The sequence below is a fragment of the Sporosarcina saromensis genome, from assembly GCF_033253735.1.
Taxonomy (GTDB): domain Bacteria; phylum Bacillota; class Bacilli; order Bacillales_A; family Planococcaceae; genus Sporosarcina; species Sporosarcina saromensis.
Genome location: NZ_JAUBDI010000036.1, coordinates 1 through 18496, shown reverse-complemented (window position 1 = coordinate 18496; position 18496 = coordinate 1). Strand labels below are relative to the sequence as shown.

Genomic DNA, 18496 nt, shown 5'->3' with positions numbered 1-18496 from the left:
CATTTCATCAAAAAAGAGAAGAAGTTAAAAGCAACAAAGAAAAACAAAGCTAAATAAATTAAATTACAAAAAAAGGGAACTGATTTAACTGTAGACCCCTGTTCCCTTTTTTAAATTTTACCGAAGTACCATAATGTAAAAATATAGTTTTTAATGTATTTAGTGTAAACGGTGCAACGCTAGTGTTTGGGGACAGGCACCCACTTAATTCTGAATAGTTCATATGATTATAAATGTACTATTGCAATTTTAGTTGTTTGGACGTTTAATGGATTGAGGAGGTGGGGAAATGATTCAAGCTATTATTCATGGTGTTATTCTTGCGTTCGGCTTAATCTTGCCGTTAGGTGCACAAAATGTGTTTGTTTTCAATCAAGGCGCACTTCAACCCAAGTTAACAAGAGCTTTGCCAGTCGTCATTACGGCTGGAATATGTGACACAATCCTCATAGTCGCAGCAGTTTCAGGCGTTTCTTTACTCATTTTAACGTTTGAGTGGCTTGAGACGATTATTATTGGGATCGGAATTTTGTTTTTGTTATACATAGGCATTTCACTCTGGAGAACCAACTCCTCGCCTGCAAAGCATGAAGGCGAACGATTTTCTCCAAGACGACAAATTATTTTTGCAGCATCCGTTTCGCTACTCAATCCACATGCTATCCTCGATACAATAGGTGTCATTGGATCGAACGCTTTAAGCTACACAGGCGATGAAAGAATGGCATTTACGGTTGCGACAATACTCGTCGCATGGTGCTGGTTTTTCGGTCTTGCGCTAACAGGGCGTCTTATTGGTAGGTTGGATACGAGTGGTACGTTTATCAACGTATTAAATAAAATCTCGGCCGTCGTTGTCTTTGGCGTCGCTATCTACATGGTATTCCGTTTGCTTGAATAACAATCATAAGGTGTAAGTGAAGCATGCCCAATCAAAAAAGCCACCCCGCGGAAACTTCCGTGGAGGTGGCTTTTTAGCGGTGCCAGTCCCCAAGACAATTTAGAATTTTTCGGGGGACAGGCACCTGCACAATTATGAATAGTGAAAATAATTTTAATCACAATTCACGTAGTTCTTTGTTTAATTTTGCAGCTTGTTTTTTGAAGTACATGTAGAAGGCGGTCCAGATGATTGCGTAGATGACGATGAAGAGACCGAGTATGGCGAGAAAGCCGGTTGTTGTGAATGGCACCCATCCTAGTACGAATGCGACGATGAAATAGAGGATGGATACACATAGAAAATGCAACACAGTTTGAACAGGCAACGATAGCCTTTCATTCTCAAAAAGCAACGGAGTCACGGTGAAGAACCACCCGCAAAAAACTTGCCCAATTGCATTTTTCACAAGAATGGACGCGTCGAGTGTGTCATGATCCCCGACAAATATGACAATAAATAAGACAACAAGTGTAAGGAATGAGCCAAAAAAGATACCCAATATGCTTCGTAGTAAAAATGTCTTCATCCATTTTTCCTCCTGTTCAGTTTCAGCGCTTCCTTGATGCCGTGGACATACGTGCGGGAAACATATTCTTTTGTACCCGATTTGAAATGTACACATAGCGTTCCGTTAAAAGAGGCTTCAAATCTATTTAATTCGTGAAGATTAGCAATGACTGACTTGGATAAGCGAATGAACTTTGATGAAGAAAGCATTTCTTCTAGCTCATACAATTTTTCTCTTAACATATATGACCCTTCTGAAGTGACCGCAACGACCCCTTCGTTTTCCGTATGAAAATAATGCACGGCGTCTGGCCGAATAATATGTTGCATCTCTCCGTCTTTACCGACGAGAAACTCTGTTTTCTTCCCTTTTAGAAAATCGAGGATTTCTTTAATCGATTCGTCCACTTCATTGCAGTGGATCGTCACTTTTGTTTCCTCATAATCACTATCAATGTCCAACGTTACTTTCATTCCCCAAACCTCCCCTTAAACCTTACTTCTCATATCGTACCATCGAAAAGCTCAATTTCTCACTTTTTTTGCAAAACGAATGATGAGAAGCGCTACGAGGACCCAACTTAAAATGTAGCCAATTGACATGAATGTACCGCTTTCAAAGACAAACTGGCCATTCCACACAGCGATGAACAGCTGATTCATATGATAGAGCGGATTGAAGTCTGCAATGACTTGCACGAAAGACGGCATTCGTTCAATCGGCATTGTGAATCCTCCTGAAATCATACCGACTTGAAAGAGTACAATTGAAAAGACAAGTGCGCCGTTGATACTCTTGAAAAAAGAATAAATTGCAGATGAGATGATGAGTAATGACGCGTTTAATAAAATGAAAAATCCATATGACACAAGAAAGCTTATAAGCTGGAAGGAAAGATCGTATAGGATCATACCTAGGGAAAATACAAGGAAATATCCGAAACTCGTTACAATAATTGATTTTAAAATATCGGATAGCAATAAGACTTTTTTCGGCACAGGTGCCAAGCTGACCCGTTTTTCAACTCCTGTCGACCGATTCAGCACTTTATTGAATCCAAAAGCGAAAAAGACGACGCCGAATGTGATAAGCAAGATGAAGGAAGGGGTATACGTCTCTGCATAATTCAATCCCCCGGCATACATGAACTCGCCATATAGCTCGCCCATGAAAAGATACGTAACAGGTGGAACGACCACCGTGAACACAAGATAGAATAGCTCCCTTGAAAACATTAAAAGATCATATTTCAACTGATTCGCTAACATATTTAGTCCCCCTCTTAACCTGATACTTTAGAAAGATAAAAATCGTTAATGGATGAATACCCGTCATCCAAAATCTGTTTTGTCTTCGAAAACACTTCACTAACACCATTATTAATGAGCAACACTTTATCGCAATACAACTCCACTTCATCCATATTGTGCGTTGTCAAAATGACAGTACCTCCAGTCCGTTTGTTGTAATCGGTAATGTACATCCACAACATATTTCGCATATGCGGATCAAGTCCAGTCGTCGGTTCATCCAAAATGAGCATTTTCGGTTCCGATAAAAACGCAATGGCCAAACTGACGATTTGCTTCCAGCCACCTGATAACTTATCGAAATACTTTTTTCTGTAAGGTTGGAGTTTAAAGTCGGTGATGATTTTTTCAATGTTTACTGTCGACTGGTAATAGGCTTTAAACAACTTCAACAACTCCACAACCTTTAACGACTTATAAAATTGTGTTGGCTGCAAGACGACTGCAATTTGCATACGCATCTCAACAAGTTGCTGTGCCGATAAGGTGCGTACCTCTTGATTTAACACCGAAACGGTTCCTTCATCATAAGGTTTTAACGTCATTACGATTTCTAAAAAAGTCGATTTGCCAGCACCGTTTTTACCGATGACACCGATAATTTCCCCTGCTTGAGCTGTAAAATCAATCCCCTGTAATACTTGGTTTGCACCGTAAGCCTTTTTCAGTTGCTTCACCTGAACAATATTCATTGCCATCCCTCCGTTGTTTTTCTTTGTACTTCTACTATAGAAAACAATACCGAGTACGTCTTCGGATTTTCGGTAACTGGACAATTACGGTCGGTCACTTGCAGAAAAATAACGATAAGTTGCATCGCAGGAAAAAGGATAATGAACAATCTATATAGAATTACACTAATGGGAGGTGGGGAAGGTGGTCTCGTTGAAGCCGATTAGACGAAGTAAAATACGAATTTTCTTGGGAAAGAAAGTCTATAGGTTTAAGAGATATAGTGAATGGTTGTTTGATCAGAAAAGATATGCACGACAAAAAATTGATGGGAAGTTTCCATATGTCCATAAAAAACATCGGACTCCATTACTTAGGAAGTTACAAAATGTTGATATGCAACTTCAATATAATAAAACCACAAACTTAAAAATCGCAGTAAAACAGTTGGATAAAATCGTGGTCCAGCCGGGGGAGACGTTTTCTTATTGGCGATTGATTGGAAACACGACGAGGCGTAAGGGGTATGTAGAAGGGATGATTCTTCATTATGGAAAAGTGACTGTCGGTATTGGTGGTGGACTTTGCCAACTGTCAAACCTGATTTATTGGATCACTTTACACACTCCTCTGACTGTGACGGAAAGGTATCGCCACAGCTACGATGTATTCCCTGATTCAAATCGAAATCAACCCTTCGGTAGTGGTGCCACTTGTGCATATAACTATTTGGATTTACAAATAGAGAATAATACGGCAAACCCTTATCAACTTGTCGTCTATGTGACAGATACACATTTAAGCGGAGAATGACGTTCGGTATTGCCGGTTAATCGGACATTTGAAGTGTATGAGAAAGAGCATCATTTTACAAGGGAATTATGGGGTGGCTATGTACGTCACAATACGATTTTTAGAAAGGTTTATGACCTTGAGGGGAATAAGGTGGACGATGAATTTATCACGGAGAATCATGCGATTACTATGTATGAGCCATTTTTAACGTACGAGGAGGAGATAGAATGATCATCATGATCAATGGGGCATTTGGTGTTGGAAAGACGACTGTAGCAAACGAATTGTTGCGTAAGATGGACGGAGCTATACTCTTTGATCCCGAAGTGGTTGGTTATATGCTTCGACATATCATACCAGAAAACGTGAAACTCGAGCATGAACAAACGGGAGATTTTCAAGATTTAGATATGTGGAAGCCATTGACTGTGGAAGTGGCAAAACAACTATGCGAGACTTACGGGAAAGATTTGATCGTGCCGATGACGATTTACAATAAGAACTATTTCAACACCATTCATGATGGTTTCTTGGAAATCGATGCAGAAACGGTTCACTTTTGTTTAACTGCAGAAAAAGAGACAATACACAAACGTCTGATTGCCCGAGGAGAAGAGGAAGGTAATTGGTGCTTCGCGCAGACGGATAAATGCATTGAAGGGTTTAAGCGTTTTGATGATCATCACTTCATTAAAACGGATGAAGTTGGTATAGAGGAGATTGTAACATTCATTTGCAACGAGATTGGACAGGAAGTGAAGTCAAAATGTTAGGTTTGAATAAGGACGAAGTAACATTACTACCACATGAACCAAAATGGAAGATGCTTTTTGAACAAGAGAAAAAACTTTTGCAATCACTTATTGGCAAGCATATTGTAGACATTCAACATATCGGAAGTACGGCAATCGCAAACATTGCGGCGAAGCCGATGCTCGATGTATTAATCGGCGTAGAGAAGTTGGAGGATGTAAAGAAATTTGATAAATATCAATTGAAAGATGCAGCGATATATCAATTACGTGCAGAAGTAGAAGGGAAAGTCGTCTTTGCGAAGTTTGCAGATTTAGAGGCACTCACAAAAACGCATGTGTACCACATCGTTGAATATGGGGGAGATTGGTGGCTGCAGCATACGCTGTTTAGAGATTATTTGAATAAATATCCTGAAACGGCAGTTGAATATGAACGACTGAAAAAGGAATTAGCCACAAAATATCCTACAAACGAGCGGAGTTATGCGGATGCAAAGAAAGAATTCGTAGATGTAATTCACCAAAAAGCTATGAAAGAATTATCTGTTAAATAGAACGTGCGTCTGGTATGATGATAATGCAGGGTCCGAAACGCGTCAATAACATCGTTACGGCGCTTTAAACTTAGCGTTCATCTTTTATTTGAAAATCAATGTGTGACTGCAATTTTAGTTATCTTTCGGAGGATATGGCGTGTATAAAAGAAATGGAGAATTAGTGATTCGACAACTACTGGAAGACGATAGATTCCTTTTGGCAAAATGGTTGTCTGACCCAAAAGTGCTTCAGTATTATGAGGGTAGAGATCGACCATTAGATATGGAGCAAGTCATAGAAGATTTCTTTGGAGATCCAGGTGAAGAAATACGTTGTTTAATAGAATATAAGCAGGAACCGATCGGTTATGTGCAGTCTTATCCAATAAGTGAAGAGGAAAGAAGACTATATGGCTATGACGATACAACGGAAATTATATACGGAATGGATCAGTTCATCGGCGAAACGTCTTTTTGGAATAAAGGAATAGGCACGCAACTAGTCGAGACCATGATGGATTATTTATTGAACGTCAAATGTGTGGATCGCATTGTTATGGATCCACAGGCGTGGAATGAGCGGGCAATCCGCTGTTATGAAAAGTGTGGATTTACAAAGATCAAGCTGCTTCCGCACCACGAGTGGCATGAAGGTGCATATAGGGATTGTTGGTTAATTGAATTTGATAGGGGGAGATCAACAGCGAGCAATTTTTAACACTTGGGGCTCCAAGTGAAAAGAGCTTGCAAATGGTAATAAGGGGCATTAGCGAACACGGGATTTAGAAAAAGTATCGGAGGAACAATGAAATGAAAAGGATGAAACCGCCATTCGCTGCTAAACGTTTTGTTGATGAGTATTTTCCACATTGCCAAGCTGCTATTCTTGCAGGCAGCGTCGTCAGAGGCGAGGCAACGACGACATCGGATTTGGACATTGTCATATTTGATAAGCACGTACAGTCCCCTTACCATGAATCCCATATTGACTACGGATGGCCAATTGAAGTGTTTGTACATACACTCACTTCCTATAAAACCTTTTTTCTTGCGGACGCTGAAAGGGCTCGCCCTTCATTACCAAAAATGGTTGCAGAAGGAATTGTTCTTGTCGATGCCGGCATACTTTCCAGCATTAAAAATGAAGCGTGTGAACTTTTAAATAATGGACCTGTACCTTGGTCTGCGGAAACGATTTTAACAAAGAGATACATGTTGACGGATATGCTCGCCGATCTAATCGGCTCCAAGAATGGTGCAGAGGCACTTTTTATCGCCAATACGTTAGCGGAAGCAATCCACGAATTTGTATTACGAACAAATTGCCAATGGATTGGCTCGTCTAAGTGGATTGTAAAAGCCTTGAAACAGTACGATGAAGTATTTGCAAAAAGATTTACGGACGCGTTCGATCTTTTTTATAAAACCGGCGACAAACATGGCATCATCTTGTTAGTGGATGAAGTATTAAAACCGCATGGCGGAAGGTTATTTGAAGGCTACTCAATTGGGAAATGAGGGATGACGATGTCGATTACGTATGTGGATTGGGGCGGTCATCAAGTAAAGTTGACTTGGATTGAGCATCTATTACCCGAACGGGACCTCATCACAAGTGTCCACGCATTTTGTTTTCACGAAGGAAAATTGCTCATGGTGAACTTGAATGATCGAGGATGGGATTTTCCTGGCGGACATATTGAAGTCGATGAGGCAGTAGAAGCTTGTCTACATCGTGAAGTGTTCGAAGAAGCTTATGTACAAGGTACTTCCCATCTCCTCGGAGCGATTGAAGTGAATCATGAAGAAAACCCTTTGTGGACCGAAGCCAGTCCCTATCCGAAAGTGGGCTATCAAGTATTTTATCGGATGGATGTTACGGATTTCATGTCATTTGATGCGGCGTATGAGTCAACGGAGCGTACGCTTATTCATCCGGCAGAGGTAAGTGCCTACTACAAGGGATGGCACACTACATATGAAGTGATCATGGAGGCGGCCCTACGTCTTGAAAATCTGTCTATTTAATGCTTAATACGCTAGGAATGAAGAAATAGATGCTTTTCTGAAAGATGATGAAAGTACTTGGTCATGCAAGAAAGGGAGAGGATAAATGAACAATTTTATGTATTCGTTGTATGCATTACTTTTGGGCATTATCGCTTTTTTTACCGGTGAGATTGTCACTTTTGTTATGCTTGGTTTTATACTTATTGCCCTCATCAATATCAACACGACGCTTAAGAAAATTGCTAACAAAGATGACGATAATAGTAAATGAATAGGACCTTCTCCTCGCAAGACGTGAGTAGATGGAAGTTAGGATAAAAAACTGTATGGAAGGAGTTGTTGAAAAGACCTCATGAAGATCAGGAAACTACAACTTCAAGAAACACCTCCCTATACGCTTCTACTATTAGCCGATCCTTCTCGGGTTTTAATAGAAGCGTATCTGCAGCAAGGTGACTGTTATGTATGCGAGGAAAATGATGAAATTATCGGCACCTACGTAATCGTGAAATTAAATGATGAAACGACAGAGATTAAGAATGTTGCTGTACGTGAGGACATGCAAGGTCGAGGAATCGGTAAAAAGCTTCTACTTGACGCACTACGTACAGCGAAAGCGAGTGGTTCTACAACCGTTGAAATTGGGACAGGGAATTCCAGTATTGGTCAACTTGCACTCTATCAAAAATGCGGTTTTCGCATTTCGGGTGTAGTAAAAGATTTCTTTGTCAATCAATACGAAGAACGCATTTTCGAAAATGGCATTCAGTGCAGGGATATGATTCGCTTAGAGATAAGCGTTTAGATTATTCACCTAATCCCATTATGAGTCCAACCGTCGGAAAGTTCACAAAAAAGTTGGATGACAAAAGACCATACTCCTACTAAGCTGAAAGTAACAGTTGTTGAACTTTCCGAGAGGGAGATGTCTAAATGCGAAACGTATTGCTGCTAATCCTTATTGTTGGAACAATTATAATGACGGGTTGTTCGTATGAATATGCTAAGGAAGACGGTTATCGAATGGCGGTCATCAATGAAGGGTTTCCAATTCCAAAAAATGCGTATGAATTAAAGCCGGAAGATTGTACAAATGTGATTGCCAAGTCTGCGAAATACAAGCTAAAGGATATTGGTGATGAGGAAGGAACGCCACCGCAAGACTACTTGGATGAAATTGAACGGTGGGGTTGGACAGAGCTTGAAGACAAGCGAGTTGGTCACGTTCATTACTTTGAAAAAGAGGGGAAAGTCATGTCGCTTATTATTCAGCAAAATGTATTTGATGTGTTTGAAATGAGTGATGAGTTGGAACTATAACTGCAACGAATTCTTTGTGCTAGATGGGATCGTAATAATCGCTTGCTAAGCGGTACCGTTTATTGGAATGAAGTGGTCTTTATCCAAATGTAGCGAACGATAGCGGTTGGAAATGAATGTGGGATAAACAATGAAACTCTGTTATTTCAATAAGCGTGCTGCTTTATCGTAGCGCTGGCATAGCGGCACGCTTGAATTATTTATTCGATATAATTTCTTGACGAATATTCAACTCCATCTGAGCCGACGAATTTTCGTGGAGCCGTTTTCGTTAATGTATACGTAAATGTTTCCTTTCCAGTGACGGTAATCGTATATTGATCGTCTTCTTGTAAAACTGTGTAGTTTTCGTAGTTGCCTGCGTCTAAAGCGGTATCTTTTATTGCGAAACCTTTGTAAGGATCCTTAATTTGGCCATCGGGGTTAAATCCGATGAAACTACCATAGTCATCTTGAATTATAATTTGTTCGTCATAGAAAGTAATGATGTAGTTTGTAGGACTCGTTTGACTGGACTGGGTTAAAATGACACCATTCCAAGCAGAAGTGACATCAATGCGATTTTTTTCGGACAACGTACGTGTAGGATTATTCCCATATTCGCTTGTTATCAAGGTAACCATTCCTGTGCCGACCGTGAAGAATAGGATGAGAGTTAAAATAACTGGCAGCAATCGTTGTCTCCGAAAAGCTCTTTTTTTGCCGGTCTGTTTGAAGATTGCTCGATAAGCACTTTCTTTTTGGCTTGTTGAAGGTTGAAATGCTTCGTTTAGTGACTTTAATTCCCTCGTTACCTCATCTTCTGAATAGAGTTTCATTCGTAAAACCTCCTTTTTCCAATTCTTTCTTAAAAGCGACTAGTGCACGTGATAGACTCATTTTCACTTTGCCTTCCGTCCACGCTAAGATAGTTGCTGTTTCTAAGGTCGAAAACTCCTGGATTTTGCGCAACACAATTACTTGTTGGTAACTCGGTTTTAACCGCTGGAGCGCTGCATAAAATTCTTTTTGCTGAGCATTCAACAGTGTCGTTTCTTCTGGCGATAAATCATGCTTCGACCGTAAAAGTGCAGTATCTAGGAAGTGCGTGAGGGGTTGTTTATTTCGGAAATAGCTAATTGTCGTCGTATAGGCAATTCGAAAAAGCCATGTTTTAACGGAAGATTGTCCTTTGAACGTTTGCTCATGTTTCATCGCCTTCAAAAACGTTTCTTGTGTTAAGTCTTCGGCAGTGTGAGCGTCATTGACAAGTAGTAAAATATAGCTGTAAATTTGATTGAAATGATTATGAAACCATTGCTCACGATTCGTCACGCTTTCATCCCCCTTTCTCAACCATTTAGACGCAAACGAAATAAATCGGTAACGGTTTCCCATAAAAAAACTTGCCACGGAATCGACCGATGACAAGTTACATTATGCAAAACGCTACGTTCATTCAAATAATCGTATTTGCGGATTTTTTCCTAAACAATGCACAAGCAAAGCATGTAACTGCCCGCGATGATGGTAGAGGTGAGAAGAAATCTCTAGCAACCATTCATACCTTGTATAGGACACTCCCCAGTAGGAAGTTGTTTTTTGCATTAATTCATCTTCCGTATAATTCATGTAGCGAGTTTTTAATAACGAGAAATTCGATAACAATGCTTCTTTTATGTCATCAATAGCTGTAAAATGGTTGGATGCATAAAAGTTACTCATTTCTTCTTCGGACGCTTCGTTCGCAATTAGTAGGTCCGCCTTACATATCAACGCCATATGAGTGAATAGCTGACCAATGGAAAGTTTATTCTCTGTTGGTTGGGCATCTAAATCCCCTGGCTCCAGTTCGTCCAATAGGTCAGCAATTGATTGAATTGAAATGGAGATTTGATTAAATGTTGCCTGTACGTATGGATTCATCTCTTCACCTATATTGCTCCTTTTTCGTAGGCATGAAGAATTCTCAAATTTTCTAGCGTCAATACGCCGCTCCATTCTTGCTTCGCTTTTTCCCATTCCTCTTCAAATTGTCCCCACGCCCACGTCGGTTTCCAACTCCCATCTTCCGCTTGCGTATTTAGCAGATGCTGAATATTGGATGGGATGGCGTCTTTAAATTCTTCATACAAAAACGATTCTTTCATCGATACGATTTGGAGAGGAAGTAAGCAATAGCCATGCCATTTTTCGGGATCTGTCGTCACGCTGTTTCGGGCAATATGACGCACTTTATCGGAAATCTTCCCAGCTTGATCTGCAGGTAATTCCTTTAGTAATTTGACCAGGCATTGTAATTCATGATGGTCGTTCGTGTCTAATTGCTGCACGTAGGTAATTGTATGAGCTGTCAATGTTTCTAAAAAATCGGCAGGCACAAGCCCTTTGTAATGATGGAGTAAGCCAGTTATCTCGGCACTAGGATTTCCCCATGGCCAATCTCCACCGTAATTCCACCAAATCGCCCGTGGCGCAGATTCCACTTCCTCTGGGACGATTTCCCATCCCATCTTTTCTTCATCGAAAGTATGCAACAGATAGTTGATTGCGCTTTGCACCATTGGTTCCGAATCATCTGCCCCAATGCGAATCAAATGTTGTAAGCCGATTGTTGTTGCTAGCGCAGAAGAAGCCTTGCATCTGAAGTCAGGCTCCAATCCGTTGCCAAAACCACCGTCTTCATTTTGATAGGTCATTAATGCATCTAACACTTGCTCTTCGTCACCATTCACAAATTCAAATGTATATAGAACCTTTTCTAATGGTCTAGCCTTTGTTTGGAGAAATGTTTCTGCTTTCTGAAGTTGTTCAATCACCAATAGTATCCCTACTTTCTAAAGATATTCGTTCTCTCTTCTTTCGCTAGTGTAATGAGTAAATCCTTTATTTTGATGAGACTTGTCCAATTAAAAAAGCGTGAATTCAAGGATCAATCTCCTCGAATTTCACGCGGTTAGGAATGAATCAACTAATTATCTAAGAAATTCATTAAAATTCATGCTCTGCAAGTACTGTTGCAATGGCATCTTCAATCGGTGTTACGGGACCCGTCACGTAATTATTTATCATAATAGAGAAAATCAATTCCGTTCCGTCTTTCGCAGTGACATATCCGGAAAGAGTGGAGACACCTGTTATTGAACCGGTTTTCGCTTTGACGTTACCAGCCGTTAATCCTTTGCCCATTCGGTTACGAAGGGTTCCACCTACCATTCGATCAGGCGCACCAGCAATCGGCAAAGATGCCTCGAATGCAGGGAACCAGCTTTTGTCTTGTATAGTATAAAGCAGCGTAGTCAGTTCATCCGCCGAAACAAGATTTTTATGGGACATGCCCGAGCCGTCACGCAGTACAATTGTATTCGTATTCACACCGAATTCCTGTAGCTTCGCTTTCATCACTGCAAGTCCTGCATCCCATGTACCTTTTCCTTGCTGCACTTTCCCCATTTCCTTTACCAATGTTTCCGCGTGTCCGTTATTGCTGAGCTTCATAAATGGGATGAAGAGCTCTTCAAGTGGCATGGATTGTTTTTCTGCGAGCACAGTGGCGTTAGCAGGGGTCAATCCGGTTTCCATCCGGTGCTTACCGACAAATAGGATCCCATGTGCTTCCAACGATTTTTTGAATACATCGAGAACAAGTCCAGTCGGCTCCCACACAGCTGTCCAAGAGCGCGATCTCGTTCCTTCAAGTGGCATGTTACCATCGATGAAAATTCGATTTGTACCATGTTCACGTTCAATGGTAATGTTTTTTGTTGTACCTTTTGCCGTTGTCGAAGCGCGATTGACAATTTCAACGTAGCTAGTTTCTGGCGTAACGGTTACTTTTGGAAGGTCTCCCGCTTTATTGCCAGCATTCACTTCCACAATAACTGTACCAGCGTCATAGTCTGTATTTGGAGAAATCGTCAATGCGGAAACTTGCGCACCAACGTAACTGTGTTCATCCGACCAATTTAGGTCTTGTGAATACCGAACGTCATCATACCAACTATCATCTGCTAGTAAGTCCCCGTTAATTCTCGTAATGCCTTTTGCCTTCAAGTCTTTTGCAAATTGATCCAAGTCTTCTTTTAAGAGAGTGGGATCGCCTTTCCCTCTAATGAATAAATTGCCGTGAAGCATTTTGCCTTTCACTTGTCCATCCGTCAACAGTTCAGTCGTAAACCGATAATCAGGGCCTAAAATGTCCATTGCGGTCGTACCCGTTAGCAACTTCATGTTGGAAGCGGGACGGAGGCGGATATCACTGAAATGCGAAAAAATGGTCTCATTCGTATCCGCTTTTCGGACACTCACTCCTGTGATGCCTCCTTGAAGCTTAGGGTTCGACAAAATGGCTTGTAACTTGCTTTCTAGTGATGTCGATTCAATGGATGTAACGGGAGTTGTTTCCCCGGATGCGGCGACAGAGGAAAAAGTTCCTTCATGTGCGACCGGAAATAAAGCAATCAAAGCAATGGAAACTGCTAAGAAAGCTCGCTTGATTAGATTTTGCTGCATCATTACTAGCTCACATCCTTTCATCCTTTAGCTTGATTGTACTGCAAATGAATACGGTTAAACAGATTTAATTACAGAAAGTTTCAAATTGAAACATTTTTACTAATGGAGTACATAGTCATTCCTTAGTAGTTTATGCAAAGGTTGGTCATTCATTCGAAGGGAACATAGAGAATTCACGTTTTCAAAAAGCTTTTTTGTAACTGGATAGGCCACACATAGCGAAATTCTTGCGTTGCAAAGCTCGGTTCGCATCACAACGTAACCGCGTCGCATCACATCCAAAGGCTTCGCATCGCAAAGCTCGCGCCGTAACACAACGTAACCGCGTCGCATCACAATACAAAGGGCTCGCATCACAACACTCGTGTCGTAACACAACATAAACGTGTCGCATCACAACGTAACCGTTTCGCATCACAATACAAAGGGCTCGCATCGCAACACTCGTGTCGTAACACAACGTAAACGGGTCGCATCGCAACGTAACCGTTTCGCATCACAATACAAAGGCTTCGCATCGCAAAGCTCGCGTCATTCAGACGTGCCATAATCGTAGAAATTCTAGTCACCTATCAAATCACCAGATAATAACCTAATTTTTATACCTATTTGTAAATACCAGTTTGCGAAATATGTAGAATAATGTAGAATAATCAGTACGTGTAAAAAGATCTTGTGTGTTGGGAGCGTGTGAGCAGCATGAAGTACAACTTGAGCCCGTTAGGTGACGAAGCAGTCGTCATTGAAGTAGGGACGGAAATCAGTCCAGCAACCGAGAAAAAAGTGAATGCGATTGTCGTGACTTTGGAGGAATTGAAGCCGTCTTGGATGGTCGAGTACATTCCTGCTTATACGACCGTTACTGTAATTTATAAGGTTGATAGGTTGAAAGAGAACCGTCCGTATGATTTCATTTGTAAGCGTATACAGGAATTGATGAATGAAGTGAAAGAAGTGTCGATGTGCGAGCAGAAAGTTGTTCGGATTCCTGTCGTATACGGTGGAGTGCATGGACCGGACCTTGCTTTCGTTGCGGAACATAATGGATTGACGCCCGAGGAAGTTATCCGCATTCATACATCGGGGACGTATAGCGTTCATATGATTGGTTTTGCGCCAGGTTTTCCTTTCATTGGCGGCATGTCTGAAAAGATTGCGGCACCAAGGCGGCAGTCCCCGCGTTTACATATTCCTGCTCGTACGGTCGGAATTGCTGGTATGCAGACGGGTGTCTATCCTATCGACTCGCCAGGTGGATGGCAACTTATTGGTAGGACACCAATCGAGTTATTTTTGCCAACTGAAGATCCGCCGAGTTTATTGTCGGCAGGAGATACAATTCAGTTTTACGAGATTACACAGGAGGAATACGAAGCGTTGAGAGGTGACTTTGAATGATTACCGTCATGAAAGCAGGTCTTCAAGATACGATTCAAGATTTAGGAAGGTATGGTTATCAGAAATTTGGCGTCATCGTAGGTGGTGTCATGGATCCTTACTCTCATCGAATAGCAAACCTTCTCGTTGGAAATGAAGAGCACATGGCTACTTTGGAAATGACGCTAGTCGGTCCACATTTGTTAATGGAACAAGACCTCGTCATTGCAATTTGTGGAGGAGATTTACAACCATCGATCGATGGCGAGCGTGTGCCGATGTGGAAACCGGTCTTTGTCCAAAAAGGAAGCGTTGTAAAGTTTGGTGCTGCGCTTGCTGGTAGTCGTGCGTATTTGGCGGTAGCAGGTGGATTCGATGTGCCGGACGTGCTAAATAGTCGCACGACATATTTGAAAGCACGAATTGGTGGATATGAGGGAAGAGCTTTGAAAAAGGCTGATAAGCTTGCGACGGGAAAACCGCTTGGTATTGGAGCTTTCGTCTATAAACGCCTTCAAACTTCAGAAGTATCGCTACCTTTTCGTTCAACGGACTGGAAAATCGCCTCAAAGCTCTTACCAAATCTCTCAAAACACTATGAGATTCGAGTCATGCGGGGGCGGCAATACGACTTGTTTACGGAAGAGAGCCAGCAACGATTTTGGCAGGAACCTTTCACAGTGAGCTCGCAGTCTGACAGGATGGGCTACCGAATGAGTGGTCCGACATTGACGTTGAAAGTTTCTGCAGAATTAGTTTCCGAAGCGGTGACATATGGATCTATTCAAGTGCCGTCGGATGGCAATCCAATTATTTTAGCTGCAGACAAGCAAACGACAGGTGGCTACCCGAAAATTGGGCAGATTGCTTCGGTCAATTTTACGAAATTGGCGCAGGCGAAAGCTGGCGATCAGCTAACCTTTACGGAAGTGACAATTGAACAATCACAACTGCTTGTCGCGATGCAAGAAATGAGCTTGAAAGCGCTTCGTGCTGCGATTGAAAATAAATTCCGCTAAGCGTGTAAGGTGTTCAAGGTTGTGAGGTTATTTTACATGTATGGAGATAGGAGTGGAGGATATGGCTTTAACAGTTGATTTGAATTGTGATATGGGCGAAAGTTTTGGTGCCTATACGATGGGCAACGATGAAGCGATTTTGCAGACGATTTCTTCTGCCAATATTGCATGTGGGTTTCATGCTGGTGACCCAACGACGATGCGGAAAACGGTGCGAATGGCGCTGGAGAAGAATGTCGGCATTGGTGTCCATCCGGGGTTGCAGGATTTAAGTGGATTCGGTCGCAGAGAAATGGCTATTAGTGCAATGGAGGCGTTTGACCTCGTTGTCTATCAAATTGGTGCATTATCTGCTTTTGTTCAGGCGGAAGGGGGGCGTTTGCAACACGTGAAGCCACACGGTGCGCTTTACAATATGGCTGCGAAAGATGCGCGTTTGGCAGAAGCGATTGCGGAAGCTGTGTACAAAGTGAATCCGGAGCTAATCCTTTTTGGTTTGGCGGGCAGTGAGCTAGTGAAAGCGGGTGAGCGGATTGGCTTGAAGACAGCGAGTGAAGTGTTTTCAGACAGGACGTACCAACCGGACGGCATGTTGACGTCCAGGAGGGAACCGAATGCATTAATTACTGATCATGAACTTGCCATTCGTCAAATTGTGAAGATGGTGAAAGAAGGGAAAGTGACGGCTACCGACGGAACGGATGTCAGCATTAAAGCCGACACGATTTGCATTCATGGAGACGGTAAAACAGCACTTGAGTTTGCGAGACGAATACCAAGTGCGTTGCAACAGGAAGGAATCGAGATCAAGAAAATTGCTAGTTTTTTATAATGGGGATGGGGTGTTCACATGGGAAAAGGGAATACGATTCAGAAATCAAATAGAGGGGTTTTGTTAGGCGCGGCGTTTCTAATGGCAACGTCTGCGATTGGGCCGGGCTTTTTGACACAAACGACGTTTTTCACAGAAACATTACTTGCAAGCTTTGGATTTGTCATTTTGGTATCTATCATTATTGATATTGGAGCACAAATGAACGTGTGGCGGATTATCGCCGTTTCCGAGAAGCGGGCACAAGATATTGCAAACGATGTGTTTCCGGGTTTAGGGTTCTTGCTTGCGGCACTCGTCGTAGCAGGCGGACTTGCGTTTAATATAGGGAACATCGGTGGGGCAGGTTTAGGAACGAATGTCCTTTTCGGCATGTCGCCGGAAGTCGGTGGTCTATTAAGTGGTTTGCTGGCCATCGGGATTTTTATCGTCCGTGAGGCGGGTAAGATTATGGACCGATTCGTACAAATTTTAGGATTTGTCATGATCGGCTTAACGCTGTTCGTCATGTTCACGGCTGTTCCGCCAATCGGGGAAGCGGTGACACGGACTTTCGTTCCGACGGAAATTAGTTTGATAGCGATCGTAACGTTAGTCGGTGGAACTGTTGGTGGATACATAACGTTTGCTGGCGGGCATCGATTGATTGACGCAGGGGTGAAAGGGAAAGAAGCACTTGGCGACGTGACACGCAGTTCAGTTTTTGCCATACTTGTCGCATCTCTCATGCGCGTGCTACTATTTTTAGCGACGCTCGGTGTTGTAAGTCAAGGATTGGCGCTTGATCCAGCCAATCCACCAGCATCCGTCTTTCAGTTAGCTGCGGGTAATGTCGGCTATAAGATCTTTGGTGTCGTTATGTGGTCCGCTGCAATTACTTCAGTTGTTGGATGCGCTTATACGTCCGTTTCGTTCATTCGCACGTTCCATCCAAAGTTGGAAAAGTATTATAAGTGGATTATAATGGCGTTCATCGCGATCTCCACTGCTGTGTTTATCATCGTGGGTAGACCGGTTAAAATTTTGATTTTAGTTGGCTCGTTAAACGGTCTCATTTTACCATTGGCTCTTGGAATCATCTTAGTGGCGGCATACCGCGTCAAAATTGTCGGGGATTACAAGCACCCCCTCTGGATGACGATTTTTGGATTGATAGTCGTAGTGGCAATGGGTTATATGAGTGTCTATACGTTAATAAATGATATACCTAAATTATTCCAATAATTTTTAGTTAGGGGGCTTCTATACGGGAAGCTCCTTTTCTTGTGGAGTTTTCGTATGGCGTTGTGATAATCTTTGTAGAGTAATATACAATCTTTACTTCCTTATTAAAAATAAAAATTTAGGAAAATAAGTTAGCGCATTGACACATGTCAAGAGTGTCCAGTTCATTTTAGACAATCAAACTTGACATATTGGCAACTGTAGTTGGGAAAGTTACTTATAGAGATGTATTATAAATAAGGGAATTGTATAATCGGTTTATATAATACTCAATGCAGAGTATCCATGGTTATTACAATATCCACGTAGCCTAACTTCCGGCAAATTAAGATACTATGAAGGGTCGTTTATATCAATAGAACCATAAAAAAGAAAGTTGGGGCAAAGCATGATAAGAAAACCAACACTCATCACTTGGCAACCTACTGATGAAATTACTAAAGGATTTTTTGAAGTAGTTAAATTCGACATGAACTTCGGTGACAAGGGACTAACTATAACTCTAGTTGATAAAATGAAAACTACAGTAGACATCACATATGATATGATGCTACTCTAAAATTAGGACTCAGCGAATTGGGAGAGTTATAATAAACTTATCCAACTGAGCGGAGTGAAAAAAGATGAAAAGACAGTATGACAAAGAATTTAAAATGGATGCAGCCAAGTTGGTTGTGGATGCAGGTAAAACGGTAGCACAA

At 41.8% G+C, this 18496-nt stretch carries 22 protein-coding genes and 1 pseudogene; 14 read left to right on the top strand and 9 right to left on the bottom strand.

What is annotated here, in order from left to right; genetic code table 11:
* Positions 1-289: 289 nt before the first annotated feature.
* Complete coding sequence (locus QT711_RS19260) at positions 290-901, top strand: LysE/ArgO family amino acid transporter (protein ID WP_317946870.1); 612 nt, start codon at positions 290-292, stop codon at positions 899-901.
* Between the two features lie 157 nt (positions 902-1058).
* On the opposite strand, the gene QT711_RS19255 is transcribed toward QT711_RS19260, so the two are convergent.
* From QT711_RS19255 to QT711_RS19240, 4 genes are read right to left on the bottom strand one after another with little or no spacing between them, the layout of a single operon-like run.
* Positions 1059-1469 (bottom strand): DUF3021 domain-containing protein, encoded by a 411-nt coding sequence (locus tag QT711_RS19255; protein WP_317946869.1) that lies wholly within the window; start codon positions 1467-1469, stop codon positions 1059-1061.
* Positions 1466-1924, bottom strand: coding sequence for a LytTR family DNA-binding domain-containing protein (locus QT711_RS19250; RefSeq protein WP_317946868.1), 459 nt, complete (start codon positions 1922-1924; stop codon positions 1466-1468). The genes QT711_RS19255 and QT711_RS19250 overlap by 4 nt, the downstream gene beginning before the upstream one ends.
* 51 nt (positions 1925-1975) lie before the next feature.
* Positions 1976-2719, bottom strand: a complete 744-nt coding sequence (locus QT711_RS19245; RefSeq protein ID WP_317946867.1) for an ABC transporter permease — start codon at positions 2717-2719, stop codon at positions 1976-1978.
* A 14-nt stretch (positions 2720-2733) separates the two neighbouring features.
* Positions 2734-3453 carry an ABC transporter ATP-binding protein gene (locus QT711_RS19240; RefSeq protein WP_317946866.1) on the bottom strand — a complete coding sequence of 240 codons (720 nt, stop codon included), beginning with the start codon at positions 3451-3453 and terminating at the stop codon, positions 2734-2736.
* A 184-nt stretch (positions 3454-3637) separates the two neighbouring features.
* On the opposite strand from QT711_RS19240, the pseudogene QT711_RS19235 reads away from it, so the two are divergent.
* From QT711_RS19235 to QT711_RS19195, 9 genes and pseudogenes are all read left to right on the top strand, one after another.
* A pseudogene (locus QT711_RS19235) lies at positions 3638-4459 on the top strand (VanW family protein).
* Positions 4456-5001: an AAA family ATPase gene (locus QT711_RS19230; RefSeq protein ID WP_317946865.1), complete on the top strand. Its 546-nt coding sequence runs from the start codon at positions 4456-4458 to the stop codon at positions 4999-5001. The pseudogene QT711_RS19235 and the gene QT711_RS19230 overlap by 4 nt, the downstream one beginning before the upstream one ends.
* Complete coding sequence (locus tag QT711_RS19225) at positions 4995-5537, top strand: GrpB family protein (RefSeq protein ID WP_317946864.1); 543 nt, start codon at positions 4995-4997, stop codon at positions 5535-5537. The genes QT711_RS19230 and QT711_RS19225 overlap by 7 nt, the downstream gene beginning before the upstream one ends.
* A 139-nt stretch (positions 5538-5676) precedes the next feature.
* Entirely contained in the window at positions 5677-6237 is a 561-nt protein-coding gene (locus QT711_RS19220) for a GNAT family N-acetyltransferase (RefSeq protein WP_317946863.1), read from the top strand.
* 92 nt (positions 6238-6329) lie between these two features.
* A complete protein-coding gene (locus QT711_RS19215) occupies positions 6330-7037 on the top strand; it encodes a nucleotidyltransferase domain-containing protein (protein WP_317946862.1) in 708 nt (235 codons plus the stop codon).
* A 9-nt stretch (positions 7038-7046) separates the two neighbouring features.
* The gene (locus QT711_RS19210; RefSeq protein WP_317946861.1) at positions 7047-7547 is read left to right on the top strand and encodes an NUDIX domain-containing protein; all 501 of its coding nucleotides are present in this window, start codon (positions 7047-7049) and stop codon (positions 7545-7547) included.
* An 85-nt stretch (positions 7548-7632) separates the two neighbouring features.
* The gene (locus QT711_RS19205; protein ID WP_317946860.1) at positions 7633-7800 is read left to right on the top strand and encodes a hypothetical protein; all 168 of its coding nucleotides are present in this window, start codon (positions 7633-7635) and stop codon (positions 7798-7800) included.
* An 81-nt stretch (positions 7801-7881) separates the two neighbouring features.
* Entirely contained in the window at positions 7882-8334 is a 453-nt protein-coding gene (locus QT711_RS19200; RefSeq protein WP_317946859.1) for a GNAT family N-acetyltransferase, read from the top strand.
* 128 nt (positions 8335-8462) lie between these two features.
* A complete protein-coding gene (locus QT711_RS19195) occupies positions 8463-8849 on the top strand; it encodes a hypothetical protein (RefSeq protein ID WP_317946858.1) in 387 nt (128 codons plus the stop codon).
* A 200-nt stretch (positions 8850-9049) separates the two neighbouring features.
* Here QT711_RS19195 and QT711_RS19190 read toward each other — a convergent pair whose 3' ends face one another.
* The 5 genes from QT711_RS19190 to dacB form a co-directional block, all read right to left on the bottom strand.
* Positions 9050-9667: a hypothetical protein gene (locus QT711_RS19190; protein WP_317946857.1), complete on the bottom strand. Its 618-nt coding sequence runs from the start codon at positions 9665-9667 to the stop codon at positions 9050-9052.
* Positions 9645-10163 (bottom strand): RNA polymerase sigma factor, encoded by a 519-nt coding sequence (locus QT711_RS19185; protein ID WP_317946856.1) that lies wholly within the window; start codon positions 10161-10163, stop codon positions 9645-9647. The genes QT711_RS19190 and QT711_RS19185 overlap by 23 nt, the downstream gene beginning before the upstream one ends.
* 120 nt (positions 10164-10283) lie before the next feature.
* Positions 10284-10754 (bottom strand): DinB family protein, encoded by a 471-nt coding sequence (locus QT711_RS19180; RefSeq protein WP_317946855.1) that lies wholly within the window; start codon positions 10752-10754, stop codon positions 10284-10286.
* An 8-nt stretch (positions 10755-10762) separates the two neighbouring features.
* Positions 10763-11647: a hypothetical protein gene (locus QT711_RS19175; RefSeq protein WP_317946871.1), complete on the bottom strand. Its 885-nt coding sequence runs from the start codon at positions 11645-11647 to the stop codon at positions 10763-10765.
* A 172-nt stretch (positions 11648-11819) separates the two neighbouring features.
* Positions 11820-13343 carry a D-alanyl-D-alanine carboxypeptidase/D-alanyl-D-alanine endopeptidase gene (gene dacB, locus QT711_RS19170; RefSeq protein WP_317946854.1) on the bottom strand — a complete coding sequence of 508 codons (1524 nt, stop codon included), beginning with the start codon at positions 13341-13343 and terminating at the stop codon, positions 11820-11822.
* A 699-nt stretch (positions 13344-14042) separates the two neighbouring features.
* On the opposite strand from dacB, the gene pxpB reads away from it, so the two are divergent.
* The 4 genes from pxpB (at position 14043) to QT711_RS19150 (ending at position 17795) form a co-directional block, all read left to right on the top strand.
* Positions 14043-14741 carry a 5-oxoprolinase subunit PxpB gene (pxpB, locus tag QT711_RS19165; RefSeq protein WP_317946853.1) on the top strand — a complete coding sequence of 233 codons (699 nt, stop codon included), beginning with the start codon at positions 14043-14045 and terminating at the stop codon, positions 14739-14741.
* Positions 14738-15739: a 5-oxoprolinase subunit C family protein gene (locus tag QT711_RS19160; RefSeq protein ID WP_317946852.1), complete on the top strand. Its 1002-nt coding sequence runs from the start codon at positions 14738-14740 to the stop codon at positions 15737-15739. The genes pxpB and QT711_RS19160 overlap by 4 nt, the downstream gene beginning before the upstream one ends.
* A 61-nt stretch (positions 15740-15800) precedes the next feature.
* On the top strand, positions 15801-16571 hold the full coding sequence (locus QT711_RS19155) for a LamB/YcsF family protein (protein WP_317946851.1): 771 nt from the start codon (positions 15801-15803) through the stop codon (positions 16569-16571).
* Positions 16572-16589: 18 nt separating this feature from the next.
* Positions 16590-17795 carry an NRAMP family divalent metal transporter gene (locus tag QT711_RS19150; RefSeq protein WP_317946850.1) on the top strand — a complete coding sequence of 402 codons (1206 nt, stop codon included), beginning with the start codon at positions 16590-16592 and terminating at the stop codon, positions 17793-17795.
* The last annotated feature ends 701 nt before the right edge of the window (positions 17796-18496 follow it).

What these genes read in the sequence shown, in the direction of transcription:
- QT711_RS19260 (WP_317946870.1), top strand. Translation starts at nt 290, where the DNA reads ATGATTCAAGCTATTATTCATGGTGTTATTCTTGCGTTCGGCTTAATC.
- QT711_RS19255 (WP_317946869.1), bottom strand. Translation starts at nt 1,469, where the DNA reads ATGAAGACATTTTTACTACGAAGCATATTGGGTATCTTTTTTGGCTCA.
- QT711_RS19250 (WP_317946868.1), bottom strand. Translation starts at nt 1,924, where the DNA reads ATGAAAGTAACGTTGGACATTGATAGTGATTATGAGGAAACAAAAGTG.
- QT711_RS19245 (WP_317946867.1), bottom strand. Translation starts at nt 2,719, where the DNA reads ATGTTAGCGAATCAGTTGAAATATGATCTTTTAATGTTTTCAAGGGAG.
- QT711_RS19240 (WP_317946866.1), bottom strand. Translation starts at nt 3,453, where the DNA reads ATGAATATTGTTCAGGTGAAGCAACTGAAAAAGGCTTACGGTGCAAAC.
- QT711_RS19230 (WP_317946865.1), top strand. Translation starts at nt 4,456, where the DNA reads ATGATCATCATGATCAATGGGGCATTTGGTGTTGGAAAGACGACTGTA.
- QT711_RS19225 (WP_317946864.1), top strand. Translation starts at nt 4,995, where the DNA reads ATGTTAGGTTTGAATAAGGACGAAGTAACATTACTACCACATGAACCA.
- QT711_RS19215 (WP_317946862.1), top strand. Translation starts at nt 6,330, where the DNA reads ATGAAAAGGATGAAACCGCCATTCGCTGCTAAACGTTTTGTTGATGAG.
- QT711_RS19210 (WP_317946861.1), top strand. Translation starts at nt 7,047, where the DNA reads ATGTCGATTACGTATGTGGATTGGGGCGGTCATCAAGTAAAGTTGACT.
- QT711_RS19205 (WP_317946860.1), top strand. Translation starts at nt 7,633, where the DNA reads ATGAACAATTTTATGTATTCGTTGTATGCATTACTTTTGGGCATTATC.
- QT711_RS19200 (WP_317946859.1), top strand. Translation starts at nt 7,882, where the DNA reads ATGAAGATCAGGAAACTACAACTTCAAGAAACACCTCCCTATACGCTT.
- QT711_RS19195 (WP_317946858.1), top strand. Translation starts at nt 8,463, where the DNA reads ATGCGAAACGTATTGCTGCTAATCCTTATTGTTGGAACAATTATAATG.
- QT711_RS19190 (WP_317946857.1), bottom strand. Translation starts at nt 9,667, where the DNA reads ATGAAACTCTATTCAGAAGATGAGGTAACGAGGGAATTAAAGTCACTA.
- QT711_RS19180 (WP_317946855.1), bottom strand. Translation starts at nt 10,754, where the DNA reads ATGAATCCATACGTACAGGCAACATTTAATCAAATCTCCATTTCAATT.
- dacB (WP_317946854.1), bottom strand. Translation starts at nt 13,343, where the DNA reads ATGATGCAGCAAAATCTAATCAAGCGAGCTTTCTTAGCAGTTTCCATT.
- pxpB (WP_317946853.1), top strand. Translation starts at nt 14,043, where the DNA reads ATGAAGTACAACTTGAGCCCGTTAGGTGACGAAGCAGTCGTCATTGAA.
- QT711_RS19160 (WP_317946852.1), top strand. Translation starts at nt 14,738, where the DNA reads ATGATTACCGTCATGAAAGCAGGTCTTCAAGATACGATTCAAGATTTA.
- QT711_RS19155 (WP_317946851.1), top strand. Translation starts at nt 15,801, where the DNA reads ATGGCTTTAACAGTTGATTTGAATTGTGATATGGGCGAAAGTTTTGGT.
- QT711_RS19150 (WP_317946850.1), top strand. Translation starts at nt 16,590, where the DNA reads ATGGGAAAAGGGAATACGATTCAGAAATCAAATAGAGGGGTTTTGTTA.